The 18,939-nt window shown below is 71.3% G+C and carries 16 protein-coding genes and 1 tRNA gene; 7 read left to right on the forward strand and 10 right to left on the reverse strand.

Annotated elements, in window-relative coordinates:
* Positions 1–7: 7 nt before the first annotated feature.
* The 5 genes from H2038_RS08685 to H2038_RS08705 form a co-directional block, all read right to left on the reverse strand.
* Complete coding sequence (locus H2038_RS08685; protein WP_292111899.1) at positions 8–1,891, reverse strand: ABC transporter ATP-binding protein/permease; 1,884 nt, start codon at positions 1,889–1,891, stop codon at positions 8–10.
* A gap of 51 nt (positions 1,892–1,942) precedes the next feature.
* Entirely contained in the window at positions 1,943–3,148 is a 1,206-nt protein-coding gene (locus tag H2038_RS08690; protein WP_292111739.1) for an acyl-CoA dehydrogenase family protein, read from the reverse strand.
* An 81-nt stretch (positions 3,149–3,229) separates the two neighbouring features.
* Positions 3,230–3,535, reverse strand: coding sequence for an SCP2 sterol-binding domain-containing protein (locus H2038_RS08695; protein ID WP_292111741.1), 306 nt, complete (start codon positions 3,533–3,535; stop codon positions 3,230–3,232).
* A gap of 99 nt (positions 3,536–3,634) precedes the next feature.
* Entirely contained in the window at positions 3,635–4,255 is a 621-nt protein-coding gene (locus H2038_RS08700) for a hypothetical protein (protein WP_292111743.1), read from the reverse strand.
* Between the two features lie 116 nt (positions 4,256–4,371).
* Positions 4,372–6,150 (reverse strand): glucan export ABC transporter ATP-binding protein, encoded by a 1,779-nt coding sequence (locus tag H2038_RS08705; protein ID WP_292111745.1) that lies wholly within the window; start codon positions 6,148–6,150, stop codon positions 4,372–4,374.
* 133 nt (positions 6,151–6,283) lie between these two features.
* Between H2038_RS08705 and galE the strand changes: the two genes are divergently transcribed.
* From galE to glf, 3 genes are all read left to right on the forward strand, one after another.
* Positions 6,284–7,315, forward strand: coding sequence for a UDP-glucose 4-epimerase GalE (gene galE, locus H2038_RS08710; protein WP_292111747.1), 1,032 nt, complete (start codon positions 6,284–6,286; stop codon positions 7,313–7,315).
* Complete coding sequence (locus H2038_RS08715; RefSeq protein ID WP_292111749.1) at positions 7,312–8,613, forward strand: hypothetical protein; 1,302 nt, start codon at positions 7,312–7,314, stop codon at positions 8,611–8,613. Before galE ends, H2038_RS08715 begins: the two co-directional genes overlap by 4 nt.
* Before the next feature lie 91 nt (positions 8,614–8,704).
* Positions 8,705–11,074, forward strand: coding sequence for a UDP-galactopyranose mutase (gene glf, locus H2038_RS08720; RefSeq protein ID WP_292111753.1), 2,370 nt, complete (start codon positions 8,705–8,707; stop codon positions 11,072–11,074).
* Positions 11,075–11,420: 346 nt separating this feature from the next.
* On the opposite strand, the gene H2038_RS08725 is transcribed toward glf, so the two are convergent.
* The 4 genes from H2038_RS08725 to H2038_RS08740 form a co-directional block, all read right to left on the reverse strand.
* Positions 11,421–11,957 carry a hypothetical protein gene (locus H2038_RS08725; protein WP_292111754.1) on the reverse strand — a complete coding sequence of 179 codons (537 nt, stop codon included), beginning with the start codon at positions 11,955–11,957 and terminating at the stop codon, positions 11,421–11,423.
* Positions 11,958–12,014: 57 nt separating this feature from the next.
* A complete protein-coding gene (locus tag H2038_RS08730) occupies positions 12,015–12,236 on the reverse strand; it encodes a hypothetical protein (protein ID WP_292111757.1) in 222 nt (73 codons plus the stop codon).
* Positions 12,233–13,030, reverse strand: a complete 798-nt coding sequence (locus H2038_RS08735; RefSeq protein WP_292111760.1) for a putative phage abortive infection protein — start codon at positions 13,028–13,030, stop codon at positions 12,233–12,235. The genes H2038_RS08730 and H2038_RS08735 overlap by 4 nt, the downstream gene beginning before the upstream one ends.
* A gap of 134 nt (positions 13,031–13,164) precedes the next feature.
* Positions 13,165–13,256 (reverse strand) — tRNA-Ser (locus H2038_RS08740).
* 121 nt (positions 13,257–13,377) lie between these two features.
* Between H2038_RS08740 and H2038_RS08745 the strand changes: the two genes are divergently transcribed.
* The 4 genes from H2038_RS08745 to H2038_RS08760 are packed head-to-tail and all read left to right on the forward strand — an operon-like array spanning position 13,378 to position 18,248.
* Positions 13,378–14,904: an exopolysaccharide biosynthesis polyprenyl glycosylphosphotransferase gene (locus H2038_RS08745; protein ID WP_292111762.1), complete on the forward strand. Its 1,527-nt coding sequence runs from the start codon at positions 13,378–13,380 to the stop codon at positions 14,902–14,904.
* 13 nt (positions 14,905–14,917) lie between these two features.
* Positions 14,918–16,369 (forward strand): lipopolysaccharide biosynthesis protein, encoded by a 1,452-nt coding sequence (locus H2038_RS08750; protein ID WP_292111764.1) that lies wholly within the window; start codon positions 14,918–14,920, stop codon positions 16,367–16,369.
* A complete protein-coding gene (locus H2038_RS08755; protein WP_292111767.1) occupies positions 16,366–17,298 on the forward strand; it encodes a glycosyltransferase family 2 protein in 933 nt (310 codons plus the stop codon). Before H2038_RS08750 ends, H2038_RS08755 begins: the two co-directional genes overlap by 4 nt.
* Positions 17,298–18,248, forward strand: coding sequence for a glycosyltransferase family 2 protein (locus H2038_RS08760; protein WP_292111770.1), 951 nt, complete (start codon positions 17,298–17,300; stop codon positions 18,246–18,248). Before H2038_RS08755 ends, H2038_RS08760 begins: the two co-directional genes overlap by 1 nt.
* On the opposite strand, the gene H2038_RS08765 is transcribed toward H2038_RS08760, so the two are convergent.
* On the reverse strand, positions 18,238–18,939 hold the full coding sequence (locus H2038_RS08765) for a hfsB (protein WP_292111773.1): 702 nt from the start codon (positions 18,937–18,939) through the stop codon (positions 18,238–18,240). The genes H2038_RS08760 and H2038_RS08765 overlap by 11 nt on opposite strands.

The following is an 18,939-nucleotide window of genomic DNA, read 5'->3' on the forward strand; positions in this document are numbered from 1 at the left end:
CGACGGCTCAGGCGGGCTGGGCCAGCCCCCGCGCGCCCCGGGTCTGCTTGCGCCACAGCGCCGCGTACTCCCCGCCCTGGCGCGCCACCAGCTCATGGTGGGCGCCGCGCTCGACGATGCGGCCGGCCTTGAGCACCAGGATCTGGTCGGCGTCGGCGATGGTCGACAGCCGGTGGGCCACGACCAGGGTGGTGCGGCCGGCCCGCACCTTGCGCAGGGTCTTCTGGATCGCCGCCTCGGTGCGGCTGTCGAGCGCGCTGGTCGCCTCGTCGAGGATCAGGATGCACGGATCGGCCAGCAGGGCCCGGGCGATGCCGACGCGCTGGCGCTCGCCGCCGGACAGCTTCAGACCGCGCTCGCCGACGACGGTGTCGAGGCCCTGCGGCAGGCCGCCGATGAAACCGGCCAGTTCGGCCGCCTCGGCGGCGGCCCAGATCGCCGCCTCGTCCGCCTCCGGACGGGCGAAGCCGATGTTGGCGCGCAGGGTGTCGTTGAACAGGGCCACGTCCTGCGGCACCAGGGCGACCGCGGTGCGCAGCGACTCCTGGGTCACCGAGCGAACGTCCTGCCCGTCGATCAGCACCCGCCCTTCCTGGGGATCGAGCAGGCGCAGGGCCAGCTTGACGATCGTCGACTTGCCCGAGCCCGAGGGGCCGACCAGCGCCGTGGTGGTGCCGGCCGGGGCGACGAAGCTGACGTCCTCCAGACCGTTGGCGCGGGCGTCGTGGCGGAAGCCGACGTCCTCGAAGGCCAGCGAGGCGCCCTGCACCCCCGCCGGCCGGGCCAGCGCCGCCGCGCCGGGCGCGTCGGCTACCTGCGGCGTCTGTCGCGTGACCTTCAGCATCTCCTCCATGTCGATGAAGGACTGACGGATCTCCCGGTAGGCGAAGCCGAGGATGTTCAGCGGGGCGTAGAGGGAGATCATGATCAGCACCGCGGCCGTCACGTCGCCGGGTCCCATCCGGCCGGCCGCCGCCTCGAACCCGGCCATCACCGCCATGGCCCCGAGGCCGACGTTCATGATCACCGCCTGCACGGTGTTCAGCAGCGCCAGCGAGCTGTTGGCCTTCAGGGCGGCCCGCGTGTAGTCGCCCAGCGCCGCGTCATAGGCCCGCGCCGCCCGCGCCTCGGCGCCGAACGACTTGACCGTCTCGTAGTTCAGCAGGGCGTCGACCGACACGCCGGCGGCCTGGGTGTCGGCGGTGTTCATCTCCCGCCGGTGCTCGATGCGCCAGTTGGAGAGGGCGAAGGTCGAGACCGCGTAGATGGCCACCACCGCCACCGCCAGCGCGCCGAAGCGCCAGTCGTACTTGCCGGCCAGCACCCCGGCGGCGAGGACCAGCTCGACCCCCGTCGGCACCAGGTTGAAGGCGAGGATGCGCAGCAGGAAGTCCACGGCGCGGGAGCCCCGGTCCATGGTCCGCGAGAGCGCCCCGGACCGCTTGGTCTGATGGAAGTCGAGCGACAGGCTGAGGGCGTGGGCGAAGGTCTCGGCCGCCGCCGTGCGCTGGGCCGCCGCCCGCACCGGCGCGAACACCACGTCCGACGCGTTCGGCGCCACCGCGGCCAGCAGGCGCACGAAGGCCCAGCCGAGGGCGAAGGCGGCGAAGCCGAGGCCGAAGGCGACTCCCGCCCCCTGCCCCGCCGCCAGATGATTGACCGCCGCGCCCAGCACCAGCGGCGCCAGCACGTTCAGCGCCTTGCCGCCCAGCGTCATCGCCACCGCCGCGGCGAGCCGGATTCGCAGTTGCGGCGCTCCGGACCGGCCGACCAGCCGCGCCAGATCCAGCAACGCCGGAAGCGTGCCGGGTCCTCCGGATCGTTCGGGCGTCCCCGCGCCCGCCGCCTTCGCCACCGGGTCGGACCTGCGTCCCGACCGCTCACCTCGCATCGCCATGGCCCGCATATGGCCCGGCTTCCGGGCGAAGCAATGGCGTCGGGATCAGCCGCGTCCGCTGCGCGCCGCGTACTCCAGCCGGGCGATGGTCCGGTTGTGCACCTCGTCCGGCCCGTCGGCGATGCGCAGGGTGCGGACCATGGCGTACATCTCGGCCAGCGGCGTGTCCGCCGACACCCCGGCGCCGCCGAAGGCCTGGATGGCGTCGTCGATCACCTTCAGCGCCATGCGCGGGGCCGCGACCTTGATCTGGGCGATCTCGGACTTGGCGTTCTTCGCCCCGACCTCGTCCATCATCCACGCCGCCTTCAGCACCAGCAGCCGGCACATCTCGATGTTGGTGCGCGCCTCGGCGACCCGCTGCTCCCACACCGAGTGCTCGGCGATGGTCTTGCGGAAGGCCGTGCGCGACAGCAGCCGGTCCACCATCAGCTCCAGCGCCCGCTCGGCCGCCCCGATGGTGCGCATGCAGTGGTGGATCCGGCCGGGCCCGAGCCGGCCCTGGGCGATCTCGAAACCGCGCCCTTCGCCGGCGATCAGATTCTCCGCCGGCACGCGGACATTCTCCAGCACCACCTCGGCGTGGCCGATCGGCCGCTCGTCGTAGCCGAACACCGACAGCATGCGCTCGACGCGGAAGCCGGGCGCATCCACGGGCACGATGATCATCGACTGCTGGGCGTGGATCGCCGCATCCGGATCGGTCTTGCCCATGACGATGGTCACCGCGACGTTCGGGTGGGCCATGTTGGTGGACCACCACTTGCGGCCGTTGATCACATAGTGGTCGCCGTCGCGCTCGATGCGGGTGCGGATGTTGGTGGCGTCGGACGAGGCCACTTCCGGCTCGGTCATAAGGAAGGCCGAGCGGATTTCGCCGGCCATCAGCGGCTCCAGCCAGCGCCGCTTCTGCGGTTCGTCCCCGTAGAGGTGCAGGACCTCCATGTTGCCGGTGTCCGGCGCGTTGCAGTTGAACACCTCCGCCGACCACAGGGCGCGGCCCATGATCTCCGCCAGCGGCGCATACTCGAGGTTCGTCAGGCCCGCGCCGTGCTCGCCCGGCAGGAACATGTTCCACAGTCCCGCCTCGCGGGCCTGGGCCTTCATCTCCTCCATGACCGGCGGCTGCCGCGTGTGATCCTCACGCACCTGGGCCCAGTATTCGGCCGAGCGCGGCAGCACCCGCTCGTCCATGAAGCGGCGCAGGCGGTCCTGCCACTCGAGGGCGCGGTCGGTGTGACGGAAGTCCATGGCGTCAGTCCTGTCCCGAAAAAGAAACGGCGCGGCATCCGTGGGACGCCGCGCCGCGAACTTCGTTGCGTCGAAGCAAACTCAGCGCTTCAGCAGCGGCGCGAGCTTCTGGGCGATCATCATGTCGCCGGCGATCTTCAGCTTGCCCTGCATGAAGGCCATCATCGGGTCCAGCCGGCCTTCCGACAGGGCGATGAAGTCGTCCCACGACATCGAGACGGTGGCGTCGGCCGGCTTGTCCTCGTTGGTGACGGTGTTCGGAACCGAGGCGCCGTCGATGAAGATCTTCCCGGTGTCGCCCAGGTCGAGCTTCACGGTCTTGCCCAGACCGGAGTTGTCGCCGACGGCGCCGCGGATGTGTTCGGTGACAGAGGCCAGATCGGCCATGAGCGTCTCTCCCTGGGGACGATGAAGGCTTCGACCTAGACCGCAGCGGCCCGCCTGCCAAGATCACGCCGGGTCAAGTTCGCGTGGCGCGCCCGCGCCTCAGTAGAAGACCGACTCGCGCGGCAGCTCCGCGACCGGCCGCCAGTCCGGGTCGGGGCGCGACGGGGCCCGTCGCCACGGCGCTTCCCGGCGGTAGGCGAACCGCTCCCGCTCGCGCTCGATCCGCTCGAGGCGCTCCCGCCGGGCCGCGCGGGCGGCCGCATAGTCCGGTCGCGGCGCGTCGAAGCCATAGGGATCGCCGCGCCGGTCCTGATACGCGGGCTCCGCCGGTCCGGAAGCGATCATCGCCGTCTCCACGGGGCGCGCCCTCTCCCGTTCCGGCGGCTCGGGACGCGGCGGCGGCGCGAGCGGCTCCAGCCAGGCGAAGAGTTCGTCGGCGGCGGAGTCGTGTCGGCGCTGCGCCGCCGGAATGTGCCGGTAGCCGTCGACCAGTTCGCCGACGCCCATCCTCGGGCCTTCCTGGATGCGGGGCGCCGGGGGTTGCACCACCTCGATCCGGAGCGTCCCGCCGCCGGTCGCCGGCGCGGCCGGCGCCGGGAGCCGGGCCATCGCGGCCGCGCCGAGCCCCACCGCCAGCACGCCGGCGACAGGAAGGGCGACGAGCCAGCGACGCCGGGCCGGCCCGGCGTTAGACTCGAACCATCGCGGTGGCAGGGACATGGGGCGACTCCTCGAACTTTCCGGTGTGGGAATCCCTCGGCGCGGCTTTGGTTCGATCCGGACCCGGAGTCATGATCCTGCGCCCGGCGTGAAGGGGGCGCCCCGGCGGAGGACGGTCAGCTCGCCGACGCGAGCGGTTCGCCGCCCGTCCGTTCGGCGACGGCGACCTCGGCGCCCGTCGGCAGGCCGCCTTTGCGGGCGAGGGCGGCGAAGGCTCCGTCCCGTGAGATCAGCTCACGGAACGTTCCGCTTTCGGCGATGCGCCCCTTGTCCATCACCACGATCAGGTCGGCGTCGATGATGGTCGAAAGCCGGTGGGCGATCAGGAAGGTGGTCCGGCCGGCGGCCGCCGCGTCCAGCGCCTGCTTGACCTTCATCTCCGTCACCGTGTCGAGGGCGCTCGTCGCCTCGTCAAGGATGAGGATCGGGGCGTTCTTGAGGATGGCCCGGGCGATGGCGAGCCGCTGGCGTTCGCCGCCGGAGAGCAGACGACCGCCTTCGCCGATGACAAAGGCGTAGCCGCCGGGTTTGGCGACGATGAAGTCGTGGGCCTCGGCGGCCCGCGCCGCCGCCTCGAGTTCCGCGTCCGTCGCGTCCGGCCGCGCCAGCCTCAGGTTGTCGGCGATCGAGCGGTTGAACAGGCCGGCGTCCTGGAACACCACCCCGATCGCCTCCCGCAGCGAGGCGATGGTCACCCGGCGGATGTCCTGGCCGTCGATGAGGATGCGGCCGGTGGCCGGTTCACGCTGGCGCTGAAGCAGGTTCATCAGGGTCGTCTTGCCCGCCCCGCTCGATCCGACCAGCGCCACCTTCGAGCCGGCGGGCACGCGCAGGTCGATGTCGAACACGCCCATGTGGGTGTCCATGAACCAGTGGCTGACGCGCTCGAAGACGATCTCACCCCGGACGTCGACGAGGGGAACGGCGTCCGGGGCGTCCGCGAACTCCTGGCGGGTGTCCATCAGATCGAACAGGCCCTGCAGCGTCGGCGCCTGCACGAAGACGCGGGCGAACGACGCCGAGAGCTGGTCCAGACGGCCGATGAGCAGTCCCGCGAAGCCGATGAAGCTGACGATCTCCCCGACCGTGACGCGCCCCGCCGCCAGCAGGAGGGCCCCGGTCGCGAACAGGCTGACCATCGCCAGGGTGGAGGCCCCGCGGGTCATCACCATCAGCACCGCCCACCAGCTGAGCACCGGATACTGGGCCCCCAGCAGGCGGGCGGTCATGCTGCGCAGATCGGCCCCCTCCGTCGGGGCGCGCATGTACGCCTGGATCACGCCGACGTTGGCGATCACGTCTCCGATGCGGCTGGAGACGGCCTGGTGGTGCTGTTCGACCTGCGCCTGCCCGGCCTCCGTCTTGCCGACCACCAGCCAGCTGACGGCGACGTAGACGACGGCCAGGGCCACGAGCACCGAAGCGAGGATCGGATCGATCCAGAAGGCCAGCGGCAGGAGGAGCACCAGGCTGACGAGGGCGGGCTGCTGCTCCCTGAAGAAGGACAGGATCAGGGCGAACAGGGCGTCGCCGCCCGTGAGCATGGCCCGGATGATGCGGCCGGTGCCCTTTTCGGACACGAAGGGGGCCGGCAGGGTGACGGCCCGGTCGAAGGCCTCGTTCATCGCCGCGAGCCGCCGACGGTGCGACATCCGGTCGGCGAGAAGCGAGACCAGGGCCGACCCGGCGATGCTCACCATGCCGAGCGCCGCCCACAGGCCGATGAGCCGCCACGGCCCGGCGCCACGCGTCAGGGCGTCGACCACCCGCCCGAACAGCACCGGCTCCACCACGGCGAGGCCGCCGAGGACGAGATTGCCGACGGCGAGCGCCGTCGCCCGGCGCAGATCGGGGCGCAGCAGGCGGAGCGCGCGAAGGTAGAGGCGGAGGATCATGCAGGCTCCGGTGTCCCGCCCGCCAACCGTCCGCCGGGCGAATGGTTGCTCCGACGCGCGTCTGCGTCGGGCCGCCGACACAGGAACCACCGCCGGGGCCGGGGGTTGGCCCAGCCTTCGACGGGAGTAAGGCATGAGCGACGGACGGCGGGTTCTCGTGACAGGCGGCGCGGGATACATCGGCTCGCACACGGCCAAGGCGCTTGCGCGGGCGGGGCACACGCCCGTCGTCTTCGACGACCTCAGCAACGGCCACCGGGAGGCGGTCCGCTGGGGACCTCTGGTCGTCGGCGACATCCGCGACCGGGCGGCCGTGGAGGCCTGCCTGCGCGAACACCGCATCGACAGCGTCATCAATTTCGCCGGTCTGATCGAGGTCGGACGCTCGGTCCACGACCCGGCGGTCTTCTGGGACGTCAACCTCGGCGGGGTCGCCGTCGTGCTCGAGGCGATGCGGGCCTGCGGCGTCGAGCGGCTGGTGTTCTCGTCGACGGCGGCCGTCTACGGCCAGCCCGACGCGGCGTCGCTGGCGCCTCTGCGGGAGACGCTGCCGACCCAGCCGATCAATCCCTACGGCGACAGCAAGCTCGCCGCCGAGCGCCTCATCGCCGCCTCGGCCCGGGCCTACGGCGTCCGCGGCGTGGCCCTTCGCTACTTCAACGCATGCGGGGCGGACGCCGAGGGCGAGATCGGCGAGGCGCACGCGCCCGAGAGCCATCTCATTCCGCTGGCGATCGAGGCGGCGCTGGGATTCGGCCCGGCGCTGACCGTCTTCGGACAGGACTTCCCCACCCCCGACGGCGCCTGCATCCGGGACTACATCCACGTGTCCGATCTGGCGCGGGCGCATGTGCTGGCGCTGGACGTCGACCCCGGCCCCGACGGCTTCGTGGCGATGAATCTCGGCACGGGCCGGGGCTTCTCGGTTCTCGAGGTGGTCGAGGCGGTGGCGCGGGCGGTGGGCCGGCCGACGCCGTTCTCCGTCGGCGCCCGCCGACCGGGGGATCCGGCCTGCCTCGTCGCCGACGCCGGCCGCGCCCGCGAGCGGCTCGACTGGCGGCCGTCCTTCACCAGTCTCGACGAAATCGTGGCCACGGCCGTGGCGTGGCGGCGCCGTCCGGCGTTCGGCGACCGGCTGCTGGCGACGACGCGGGAGGTTGCGTGAGCGGTCTGGAGCTCTGGGGCGGGCATGAATGCACCGTCAACCGCGTGGGCGACGCCTGGCTCGACCAGACCCGCCTGTCGGGCCACCAGGAGCGGCCGGGCGATCTCGACCGCTTCGCCCGGCTCGGCCTGAAGGCCCTCCGCTATCCCCTTCTGTGGGAACGCACCGAGGTGGAGCCCGGCCGCTTCGACTGGAGCTGGGCCGACGAGCGACTCGGGCGGATGCGCGCGCTGGACCTGCGCCCGGTCGCCGGTCTGGTGCACCATGGCTCGGGGCCGGCGTGGACGGACCTGCTGGACCCCGGCTTCGCGCCCGGACTGGCGCGATACGCAGCCGCCGCGGCGCGCCGGTATCCATGGGTGGAGGACTGGACGCCGGTGAACGAGCCGCTGACCACCGCCCGGTTCAGCGCCCTGTACGGCCACTGGCACCCGCACGCCCGGGACGAGGCGTCCTTCTGGCTGGCGCTGCTGAACCAGATCGACGGCGTCCGTCTGGCGATGCAGGCGATCCGCGAGGTGAACCCGGCGGCGCGGCTGGTGCAGACCGAGGATTTCGGCTGGACCTGGGGCACTGACCCGTGTGCGGCCCAGGTGCGGCACGACAACGCGCGACGGCTGATGACATGGGATCTTCTGACCGGACGGGTGGTCCCGGAGCATCCTCTGTGGCTGCGGCTGGAGCGGCTGGGCTTCGGACGCCGGCTCGACGCGATCGCCGAGGCGCCCTGCCCCCCGGACCTGCTGGGGCTCAATCACTACGTGACCAGCGACCGCTTCCTCGATCACCGCCTCGAGCGCTATCCGGAGCGCTCGCACGGCGGAAACGGCGAGATCGCCTTCGCCGACGTCGAGGCCGTGCGGGTGCTGGCCGACTATCCCTGCGGCTGGCGGCGCAGCCTCGAGGCCGTGTGGGGCCGGTACGGCCTGCCGGTCGCCGTCACGGAGTGCCACCTCGGCTGCACCCCGGACCAGCAGCAGCGGTGGCTCTCCGCCTGCTGGCGCGCCGCCCTCGAGGCGCGGCGGGAAGGGATCGACGTGCGGGCGGTCACCGTCTGGGCGCTGCTCGGAAGCCATGACTGGGACAGCCTCCTGACCCGCTGGGTCGGCAGCTATGAAGCCGGGGTGTTCGACGTCTCGACGGGGACCCCGGAGGCGACGCCGCTGGCGGCGCTGGTGCGCCGGCTCGCCGCCGGCGAAACCCCGCCGGTCGGCGCCGCCGGCTGGTGGGAGCAGGCGGAACGGCTGCTCTACCCCCCGTGCGAGGCTCCGCCGGAAATGTCGGTGGGCCGACATTGACGTCTGCAAAAGACAAGCTTTTTCAATAGCGTGCAACCAATGTGCGTGTCAGCGGTTGGGGGAGTCCATTCCCTCCCGCGAAAGAGCCCCCATGGACCGCACATCGAGCCCGACGCAGAGCGCAGTCGTTATCGAACTGGGCAAGCCGCACGAGCGGGCCGATCCGATTGTCTGCCTTTCGCACCTGCGTTGGGACTTCGTGTTCCAGCGGCCGCAGCACCTGATGTCCCGCTTCGCCGCCAACCGGACCGTGCTGGTGTTCGAGGAGCCGCTGCCGGCGGAACCCGGGGCCGCCATGGGGATCGATCTCCGGACCTGCGCCGAAAGCGGCGTGATCGTCGCCACCCCGCGGCTGCCGGACGGCCTCGAGGGCGCCTGCCGCAACGCCGTGCTGCGCCAGCTCCTCGACGAGGCCCTCGCCGCCCACCGGATCGAGCGGCCGGTCCTGTGGTACTACACGCCGATGATGCTGCCGCTGGCGCGGCACATCGAAGCTGCGGCGGTCGTGTACGACTGCATGGACGAGCTCGCGAACTTCAGGTTCGCCCCGCCGGAGCTGACCACCCTGGAAGGTGAGCTGTTCGCCACGGCCGACGTGGTGTTCACCGGCGGCCACAGCCTGTTCGAGGCCAAGCAGCACCTCCACGGCAACATCCACCCGTTCCCCTCCAGCGTGGATCGCGCCCACTTCGCCACGGCGCGCGAGCTCAACCGCGCCGGCGGCGACCGGCGGCCCCGGTTCGGCTTCTACGGGGTCATCGACGAGCGGATGGATCTCGAGCTGATCGCCGGAGTCGCCGACGCCCGCCCCGACTGGGATCTGGAGATGGTCGGTCCCGTGGTGAAGATCGCCCCGGAGAGCCTCCCCCGGCGGGCGAACATCGCCTGGACGGGCCAGAAGACCTACGACGACCTGCCCGACTGCCTCGCGGACTGGGACGTGGCCCTGATGCCGTTCGCGATCAACGAGTCGACCCGCTTCATCAGCCCCACCAAGACGCCGGAATACCTCTCCGCCGGCCGGCCGGTGGTGTCGACGCCTGTCCGGGACGTCGTGCGCCACTACGGCGACCTGGAGGCGGTGCGGATCGCCGCCGACGTCGAGAGTTTCGTCGAGAGCTGCGAGACGGCGCTGGCTCTCGCTCGCGGCGAAGAGGCGGGCTGGCTTGAGGACGTCGATGCCGTGCTCGCCAGCCTGTCGTGGGACCAGACCCAGCTTCGCATGTCGGCGCTGATCGACTCCGCGGCCGAGCGGCGGTCGTTCGCCATCCAGCGGCCGGCGGTCGCCGCTCCCTCGGTCTGGCCGGCGTTGCGCCGCTCCCACTACGACGCCCTCGTGGTCGGCGCCGGCTTCGCCGGTTCCGTGATGGCCGAGCGACTCGCGTCCCAGGGCCAGAAGGTGCTGCTCATCGACCGTCGGCCGCACATCGCCGGCAACGCGTTCGACCGGCTCGACGCCGCCGGCGTGCTGATCCACCAGTACGGGCCGCACATCTTCCACACGAACTCGGCCGAGATCTTCGACTATCTGTCCCGCTTCACCGAGTGGCGGCCGTACGAGCACCGGGTGCTGGCGCAGGTTGGCGAGCAGCTCGTGCCGATGCCGATCAACCGCACCACGCTGAACGCCCTCTACGAGCTGGACCTGCGGTCGGACGAGCAGGCCGAGGCCTTCCTCGCCTCCCGCGCCGAGCCGGTCGAGCGCATCCGCACCTCGGAGGACGTGGTCGTCAACGCCATTGGCCGCGAGCTCTACGAGACCTTCTTCCGCGGCTACACCCGCAAGCAGTGGGGCCTGGATCCGTCGGAGCTGGACAGGTCGGTGACGGCGCGGGTGCCCACGCGGACCAACACCGACGACCGCTACTTCACGGACGCCTTCCAGGCCATGCCGCTGCACGGCTACACCCGCATGTTCGAGAACATGCTCGATCACGACGGGATCGATATCGAGACCGGGGTGGAGTACCGCGACGTCGTGGACGAGGTCCTGCACGACCGCCTGATCTTCACCGGCCCGATCGACGAGTTCTTCGACCACCGCTACGGCGAGCTGCCCTACCGCTCGCTGAGGTTCCGCCACGAGACGCTCGATCAGGAGTGGTTCCAGCCGGTCGCGACCGTGAACTACCCGGCCGAGACCACCCCCTACACCCGGGTCACCGAGTACAAGCACCTGACGGGCCAGACCCACGACCGCACGAGCGTCACCTACGAGTATCCGGCGGCGGAAGGGGATCCCTACTATCCGATCCCCCGGCCCGAGAACCAGGCGCTCTTCAAGAAGTACGAGGCTCTCGCGGCCACCCGGCCCGAGGTGGCGTTCGTGGGCCGGCTGGCGACCTACCGCTACTACAACATGGACCAGGTCACCGGGCAGGCGCTGGCCGCCTGGCGCCGTCTCCCCCCGCTCGGCCAGTCGGCCGCGGCGTCCGGAGAGGCGGCGATCGCGGGAGGCTGAGCGGGGCCGGGGCCGCCGCGCGGCCCCGTTTGTTCCCGGGAAGCGGCGGCCTGCCGGTCCGACGCGGCGTCGCCCGCGTCGGGTCACCGGGGGCATATGAGGCGGGTTCCTACTTCTTCGAGTGGGAACGGGAATGGCGGGTGCTGGGAGACTTCAGATTCAATCCGGAGAACGTCGCGTTCCTGATTATCCCTGAAGAACTCCACGAAGCGGCACGCTCGTTCTTTGAGTCGGTGCGCGATGACAACACCGGCCCGGTTTACGAATGCCCCTACATCGATCCCTATTGGACGGAGTTACCAGCGGACCTTCCCTTCTAACGGGAGTCAGCTCCCGCCATCACCATCTAGTCCTCGACCTCGTTAGCCCCGGAAGGGATCGGGTCATCGGCGAACATCACATAGTGGATGTGTTGCACCGCTCGGCTAAACCGAGCGGCTCGGACCGCGACCGCTTCAAGTTGTCCGGGCCAGTAGTTGCTGATCCGGTGGGTGATCCGGCCTCCATCGATCACGATCTCGTCGAACGTCGTCGGCCCACGCGGGAGAACTTTCATGTCAGAGTGAGCCATCCGATTCCGGATGGCTCGGCTCGCCTCGTAGCGGTCCAGAATGGCTGTTCCCAGCCGTTGAAAGCGCGACAGCGGTCCGTCGGTGGCTAGCACCTTCCGGAGATAGCTGATCCGGGCTGCGCTGCTGAAGGGCGGTGTCTCCCGAAGATCACGATACTCTGGGACCATTGAGCATCGGATCGCCACGTCCGTTAGCTTCTGCTCAACGTGGCTGTAGCTCCAGAGGATCGAAGAACGGAGGATGAGGACACGGGCGAGATCGGCGTCCTGAACCCACGGATTGATGACGGCTCGCCATTCGTAGGGCACCAACTGACTCGGCTTCAATCTACGCCCCATCACAACCCCAACTGCTCGCGCGCGACGGGGTTAAAGCCCGCCGTTCTCGATATCGGCGATGAGCTTCACATATTCCGCCTCGCTGGCCTTGAGACTCGCGAGGTGCTGCGGGGTGTAGTCTCGGAACGCCTCGCCGGGCCTCTGCGAACCGATCTTCGCGTTAGGCTGGGACCAGAACCAGATGCTTTGACGGATCGAGGCAAGCTCATCGCGAAGTTGCTGAAGTTCGTTGTCCAAATCGTCCCCCTTCATCTGACTGGATCGGGTGGCAGACCGAATGCGCGCTCATCCCAATCCCCTGCCGCCCGGACGAGAGCTTTTCGCCCTTCGCTGAGATTGTGGAAGAGAGCGTAGCGTTCATACAACCGCTTCGCACCCTCCCCTTCGCGCGTCAGCACGTTCAGTGCGATAAGGAATAACTCACTGTCTGACAGCTGTGATCGGAGCAGGCGCACATACTGATACGACAAGTCGTCTCGAACGATGATGCGGTCATCACCGGTCTTCCCATCGAAGTGCCTCTCGGCATAACGGACTATGTGATAGATGAAGCGGAAGAGGTTCGAGTGGTTCTTTACGTGGGCCATTACGCGCCCATACGCCTCCATCACCGTGAGCTGAGGGTCGGAGCGGGGCGCACTTTCGATGAACCCGGCTATCCTATCGACCCCGAACTGACCCTCGTGGTGATGACTTCCGTAAGTGTAAGCGACCTTCTCCAGTAGGTCATACCGACGTTCCAAGAGGTCTAAAAAGGAGGGCTCCGCACGAAGTCGGGCGGCCTCCGCTCGCTCCCGCCGTAGCAACTGCGTCTCTTCCGACTGAGCTTGGTAGGTCCGGTAGGCGAAGTAGGCGGCAAGCGCGGCCATCATCGCGCCAATGAAACCAAAACTGTCGCCGAACTGGCCAGTGACCGCGAAGTTTGGGGCGCCGCCATTCCGCATAGGCAGAAGTCCCGTCACCACGACGAAATAGAACCAGAGCGCGGCGGCCCCGATTGCAGCCCGGACGATCTTCGCGAACTTCTTGTTGTCGGTGCCCGTCAAAGCCGCTCCTCCCGAGCGCCATCCTGACGAGATTCGACGGCCCGGAAACGGCGATCCTGCGCGTCACACAAAGCGTCACACAGGCTCACTCTGTGACGAGCCAACTTGCTGTTTTCAAGGCGTTTATGAAGAAATGGCGGAGACGGAGGGATTCGAACCCTCGGTACCCCTTACAGGGTACGACGATTTAGCAAACCGTTGCCTTCAGCCACTCGGCCACGTCTCCGGCAGGCGGCGTGCTTACCGGAGCGCGCGGGCGGGCGCAACGGGTCTGGCGACGCCGCCGCCCGTTAACGCGACAGTGAGGCGGACGCGGCAAGCTCGGGCCAAACCTTCCGCCCGGACGCATGACCCACGCCGCCAGCCCTCTGACCGTTGACGACGCTGCGCCGGCGCGGCCGCCCGCGCGGACGGCCGGCGACGGCGCCGCGCGACGGGGACCGTTCCGGCCCGAGGTCTGGCTCAACGCCCGTCAGCGGCACGCCTCCCGCCTCGCCGCCCACTATTTCCGCGCCTTCGACGTGCTGGCGGTGCTCGGTCTCACCCTGGTCTGCGCCTGGGCCGCCGCCTCCGGTCCGCTCGTCCGCGCGCAGGTCGCGGACGTGGCGCCCTATGCGGTCGGGGCCGCGACGATCCTCGGCCTGATGCGCGCCACCGGGCGCTACCGCTTCGCCCGCGGCGAACGACAGGGCCCGCGTCTGCTCGCGGTTTTCGCCATCGTCGCCGCCGGCGCGGCGGCCGCCTTCGCGACCGGTCTCCTCGTGGACGGCGAAGGCGCGTCGACGCGCGCGCTCGCCCTGTGGGCCGTGTTGACGCTCGGCCTCCTCGGGACCATGCACCTGGGCTGGAGCCGCCTCGTCGACCGCTGGCGGACTTCGGGCGCCCTCACCCCCAACATCGTCCTTGTCGGCGCGACCCGTCACGCCGAGAGTCTGATCCGCGAAGCCCTCAAGCGCCGCGACCTGAACGTGCTGGGAATCTTCGACGACCGGCTGGCCCGGGCCCCGCGGGCCGTGGCCGGAGTGCCGGTGCTGGGCGCCGCCGACGACCTGCTCGCCCACCGCATGACGCCGTATGTCGATCGCGTGGTTCTGGCCATCGATCCGCGGGCGGAGGCGCGGGTGCGGGAGCTGACCGCCCGCCTCGGGACGCTGCCGAACGAGGTCACCCTGCTGGTCGAACCGGACGGCCCGGCCGAGACCGCCTCCGCCCTCGACCGTCTGGCCGCCGCCCCGCTCGCCGACGTCAGCGGGCCGGCCGATCCCGATCGCCGGGCGTTCAACAAGCGCCTGCAGGATCTGATCCTCGGCCTCCTCGCCCTCGTCCTGCTCGCCCCGGTCATGGCCCTGATCGCCCTGGCCATCCGCCTCGACAGTCCCGGCCCGGTGCTGTTCCGCCAGCGGCGGCACGGCTTCAACCAGGAAGAGATCGTCGTCTGGAAGTTCCGCTCCATGCGCCACGAGGCGGCCGACGCGACCGCCAGCCGCCAGGTGACCCACGACGACGACCGGGTCACCCGCATCGGGCGCTTCATCCGCAAGACCAGCCTCGACGAGCTGCCGCAACTGATCAACGTGCTGCGCGGCGAGATGTCCCTGGTCGGCCCGCGGCCGCACGCGATCGGCATGAAGACCGGCCACGTGGAGTCCGCCCGACTGGTCGGCGAGTACGCCCACCGCCACCGGATCAAGCCCGGCATGACCGGATGGGCGGCGGTGAACGGCTCGCGCGGGCCCCTGCACACGGCCCAGGACGTCCGCCGCCGCGTCCGCCTCGACATCGAGTACGTCGAGCGCCAGAGCCTGTGGATGGATCTGTGGATCATGGCGATCACGGTTCCGGTCCTGCTCGGCGACCGCGCGGCCGTCCGGTGACCCGGAGCGGCTGATGTTCTGGAAGGGCGTCTGGGGCTACCTGCCCGCCAACATCGTCCAGGGCGTGGTCGGCTTCCTGACCATCGTCCTGTTCACCCGCCTGCTCGACGCCGAGGCGTTCGGCCGCTACGCCCTCGCCTTCTCGGTGGTGACCCTCGCCCATGTGGCGGTGTTCAGCTGGCTCGAGGCGGCCATGGCCCGCTTCTGGGCCGCGGAGACCGCGGGCGCCGGGCTGGCGAGCCATTTCGCCAGCCTCTACCGCATCGCCTTCGTCCTCTCCGCCGGCTTCCTCGTCCTCGTGGGGGCGGTTCTGTGGCTGTCGCCGGTCGAGCCGCTGTTCCGCCTCGCCCTCGCCGCCGGCCTCGCCGGCGTGCCGGCCCGCTGCCTGGTCAAGCTCGCCCAGGAACGCTACCGCGCCGCGGGCGAGGTCGGTCGGGCGGCGGGGCTGGACATCGCCACCACCATCGGCGGTCTCGTCATCGGCGTCGGCTTCGCCCTCGCCGGCGCCGGCGGGGCCGCGCCCCTGCTGGGCCTCGGTCTCGCGCCCCTGCTCGCCCTGCCCTTCGTGCTCCCCGCCGAACTGCGCGAGGCGCGCGGCGGCCGGCTGGAGCCCGCGCGGCTGCGCGGCTACGCCGTCTACGGCTATCCGATCGCCGCCTCCCTGGCGCTCACCGTGGTGCTCGCCTCCACCGACCGCTTCCTGCTCGCGGCCTTCCTCGACGAGGCGGCGGTCGGCGCCTATCACGCCGGCTATTCGATCGCGAACCGGACGCTGGACGTGCTGTTCCTGTGGCTCGGGGCGGCCGGGCAGCCGGCTTTGGTCATGGCGCTGGAGCGCGGCGGCGCCGCCCGGCTGCAGGCCGCGGCCCGGGAGCAGCTGTCCACCTTCCTGCTGATCGGCCTGCCGGCGGCCGCGGGCGTGGCCCTGGTGGCCCGGCCGCTGGCGGAGGTGCTGATCGGCGAGGAGCTGCGCACGGCGGCGGCGGCCATCACCCCGTGGATCGCCCTCTCCGCCCTGCTCTACGGCCTCACCGCCTACTACTTCGGCCAGGCCTTCACCCTCGGCCGGCGCACCGGTCGGCTGCTGGCGGCCATGAGCCTGCCCGCGCTCGTCAACGTGGCCCTGAACCTCGTCCTCGTGCCGCGCTTCGGCGTCATGGGGGCGGCGTGGGCGACGGCGGCGAGTTTCGCCCTCGGGCTCGCCGCCACCCTGACGCTCGGCCGCGCCGTGCTGCCCCTGCCCGTGGCCTGGGACAGCCTGCTGCGCTGCGCCGCCGCCACGGCCCTGATGGCCCTCGTCGTCCGCGCCCTGCCCCCGCTCGGCGGCGCGGCCGAACTGGTCCTCGACGCCGGCGTCGGCGCCCTCGTCTACGCCGCCGCGGCCCTGACGCTGAACGCCGCCGGCGTGCGCGACGTGGCGGCCCGTCTCGTCCGGCGGTTCCGGGCCCGGAAGGCCGCCGCATGAGCGCCGCCGTCGTCGAGAACGCCGCCTGGGCCGGAGCCGCCCCCTCGCTGTCGGTGCTGACGCCCTTCCTGCGCGACGACCCGTCCGACCTGCTGGAGCGGCTGGAGACGGAGGCGCCGGCGCTGGGGGACGGCGTGGAGGTGGTCCTGCTGGACGACGGCACCGCCGACGCCGAACTCACCGCGCGGCTGACGGCTCTCATCCGCCGGATGACCCTGCCGGCGCGCCTGATCACCCTCGCCGCCAACGAGGGCCGGGCGCCGGGCCGCAACCGCCTCGCCGCCGCCGCCCGGGGCGAGGCGCTGCTGTTCCTCGACAGCGACATGCGGCCCGACAGTCCCCACTTCCTGCAGGACTGGGCGGCGCTGGTGCGGCGCGAGCGGCCGGCGGTCGCCTTCGGCGGCTTCTCCCTGCTGCAGGCGCCGGACGCGCCTCGCTTCGCCGTCCACCGCGCCCTGGCGGCGAAGTCGGAGTGCGTTCCCTCGCCGGAGCGGGCGAAGCAGCCGGCCAAATACGTCTACACCTCAAACCTCCTCGTCCGCCGCGACGTGTTCGAGGCCGAGGCCTTCGATCCCGGCTTCACCGGCTGGGGCTGGGAGGACGTGGAGTGGGCCATCCGCGTCGCCCGCCGTTTCCCGGTGGTCCACGTCGACAACCCGGCGACGCACATGGGCCTCGACACCGTCCCGGCCCTCGCCGCCAAGTACGAACAGTCGGCGCCCAACTTCGGCCGGATGGCCGCGCGCCACCCGGAGATCGTCGCCGCCTACCCCAGCTATCGCGCCGCGCGCCTGCTGCGCCGGCTGCCGGCCCTGCGGCCGCTCCGTAGCCTGCTGAAGCGGGCCGCGACCGCGGAGTGGCTGCCGACCGCCGCCCGGGCCTTCTCGCTGCGCCTGTACCGGGCCGCCCTCTATGCGGAGGCGGTGTGATGGGCGACGTCGCCGTCCTCGTGCCCACCCTGCGGCGGCCGGACAGCCTCGCGCGCGCCCTCCGCTCCCTGTTCGCCCAGCAGGGGGTGGACGACCGGATCGCGGCGATCGTGGTGGTGGACAACGATCCGGCCGGCTCGGCCGCGTCGATGGTGGAGTCGCTGCGCTCCGCGGCGCCCTGGCCCCTGGTGTACCGGCATGCGCCGACCCCCGGGGTGGCCACCGCCCGCAACGCCGGCCTGGCCGCGACCGACGCCCCCCTGATCGCCTTTCTGGACGACGACGAGGCCGCCTCGCGGGGCTGGCTCGCCGCCCTGCTCGACGCACAGGCGGCCACGGGCGCCGATGTGGTGTTCGGGCCCATCACCGGCCGCGCGCCGGAGGCGGCGCCGTGGCTCCAGCCCTATCTGGAGCGCTTCTTCGGCCGGGCGGGCCCCGCGGAGACCGGTCTGATCGACCGGCCCTACGGCTGCGGCAACTCCCTGATGCTGCGGCGCACGGCCCTGCCCGGCGCCGCCCCCTTCAGCACCGCCGCCGACGACATGGGCGGCGAGGACGACATCCTGTTCGCCGGACTGCAGCGCCGGGGCGGCCGGTTCGGCTGGGCGGCCGACGCCCGGGTGGAGGAGTTCGCGCCGGCGCACCGCGCCACCCTCCGCTACACCCTCGCCCGCGCCTTCGCCTACGGCCAGGGCCCGAGCCAGACGGCCGCCGCGGCGCGCGACTGGCCGGGCGTGCTGCGCTGGATGGTGATCGGCGCGGGCCAGACCGCCATCTGGGGTTCAGTCGCCGCCGGCCTGTCTGTCCTGGGCCATCCCCGCCGGGCCGAGGCGCTGGACCGCGCCGCCCGCGGTCTCGGAAAGCTTTTCTGGATGAAGGGTCTGGAGCCGCGTTTCTACGGCGCCCACGAAGTGGCCCGGCTGGATCGTCAGCGATCGCTCAGCCGGTGAGCCGGCGCAGGAAGGCGGGCGGCTGGTAGGTCGACCGGTTGACCACCACCCCGGCGATCCGTCCGCCCACCGCCTCGATCTCGTCGCGCAGGATCATCGGCTCGCCCGGGGAGGCGCCGCCGGCGGCGACCACCAGCACCGTCGCGTCGACGAACGGCGCCAGGGTGATGGCCGTGTCGCTGCGGTCGGCGGCCGGAGAATCGATCACCACCGTATCCGCGTGCCGGCGCAGGGCGTCCCAGTAGCGCGCGTCGCCCAGGACCTCCGCCCGCTGGCCGGAACGCAGGTTCTCGCCCGCGAAACGGGTGGCCCACAGACGGCCGCCGAGGAAGGGCCGCGCCGTCACCAGCCGGGCCGGATGGACGGGCTTGCCGTCCCGGTCCGTCACCCGCGGCGTCACGGCGAAGAAGATGGATCCGTCCGGCGTCGCCGCCGCCGCCTTGCCCATCCGCCCGAAGCGGTCCGGCTGGGCGGCGATCGCCTCCACCTGCCCCTGCTGGGACAGGTCCGCATCGATGAGCCAGACGGGCTTGCGGGCCCGGACGGCGGCGAGGCGGGCGTACTCCCGCGCCACGGTGGAGACGCCCTCGCCGGTCGTGGCGGCAGCGATCTGGATCACGCGGCCGCGGTGACCCGGCGCGGGCCCCAGCGCGGCCCAGAGGGCGGCCATCTCGGATGTCAGATCGACCAT

This window comes from Brevundimonas sp. (genome assembly GCF_013912005.1).
In the GTDB taxonomy this organism is placed as follows: domain Bacteria; phylum Pseudomonadota; class Alphaproteobacteria; order Caulobacterales; family Caulobacteraceae; genus Brevundimonas.

Excerpts from the sequence above, each read along its gene's own strand:
- H2038_RS08685 (WP_292111899.1), bottom strand. The coding sequence starts at position 1,891 with ATGCGAGGTGAGCGGTCGGGACGCAGGTCCGACCCGGTGGCGAAGGCG.
- H2038_RS08690 (WP_292111739.1), bottom strand. The coding sequence starts at position 3,148 with ATGGACTTCCGTCACACCGACCGCGCCCTCGAGTGGCAGGACCGCCTG.
- H2038_RS08695 (WP_292111741.1), bottom strand. The coding sequence starts at position 3,535 with ATGGCCGATCTGGCCTCTGTCACCGAACACATCCGCGGCGCCGTCGGC.
- H2038_RS08700 (WP_292111743.1), bottom strand. The coding sequence starts at position 4,255 with ATGTCCCTGCCACCGCGATGGTTCGAGTCTAACGCCGGGCCGGCCCGG.
- H2038_RS08705 (WP_292111745.1), bottom strand. The coding sequence starts at position 6,150 with ATGATCCTCCGCCTCTACCTTCGCGCGCTCCGCCTGCTGCGCCCCGAT.
- galE (WP_292111747.1), top strand. The coding sequence starts at position 6,284 with ATGAGCGACGGACGGCGGGTTCTCGTGACAGGCGGCGCGGGATACATC.
- glf (WP_292111753.1), top strand. The coding sequence starts at position 8,705 with ATGGACCGCACATCGAGCCCGACGCAGAGCGCAGTCGTTATCGAACTG.
- H2038_RS08730 (WP_292111757.1), bottom strand. The coding sequence starts at position 12,236 with ATGAAGGGGGACGATTTGGACAACGAACTTCAGCAACTTCGCGATGAG.
- H2038_RS08745 (WP_292111762.1), top strand. The coding sequence starts at position 13,378 with ATGACCCACGCCGCCAGCCCTCTGACCGTTGACGACGCTGCGCCGGCG.
- H2038_RS08750 (WP_292111764.1), top strand. The coding sequence starts at position 14,918 with ATGTTCTGGAAGGGCGTCTGGGGCTACCTGCCCGCCAACATCGTCCAG.
- H2038_RS08755 (WP_292111767.1), top strand. The coding sequence starts at position 16,366 with ATGAGCGCCGCCGTCGTCGAGAACGCCGCCTGGGCCGGAGCCGCCCCC.
- H2038_RS08760 (WP_292111770.1), top strand. The coding sequence starts at position 17,298 with ATGGGCGACGTCGCCGTCCTCGTGCCCACCCTGCGGCGGCCGGACAGC.
- H2038_RS08765 (WP_292111773.1), bottom strand. The coding sequence starts at position 18,939 with ATGGTCGATCTGACATCCGAGATGGCCGCCCTCTGGGCCGCGCTGGGG.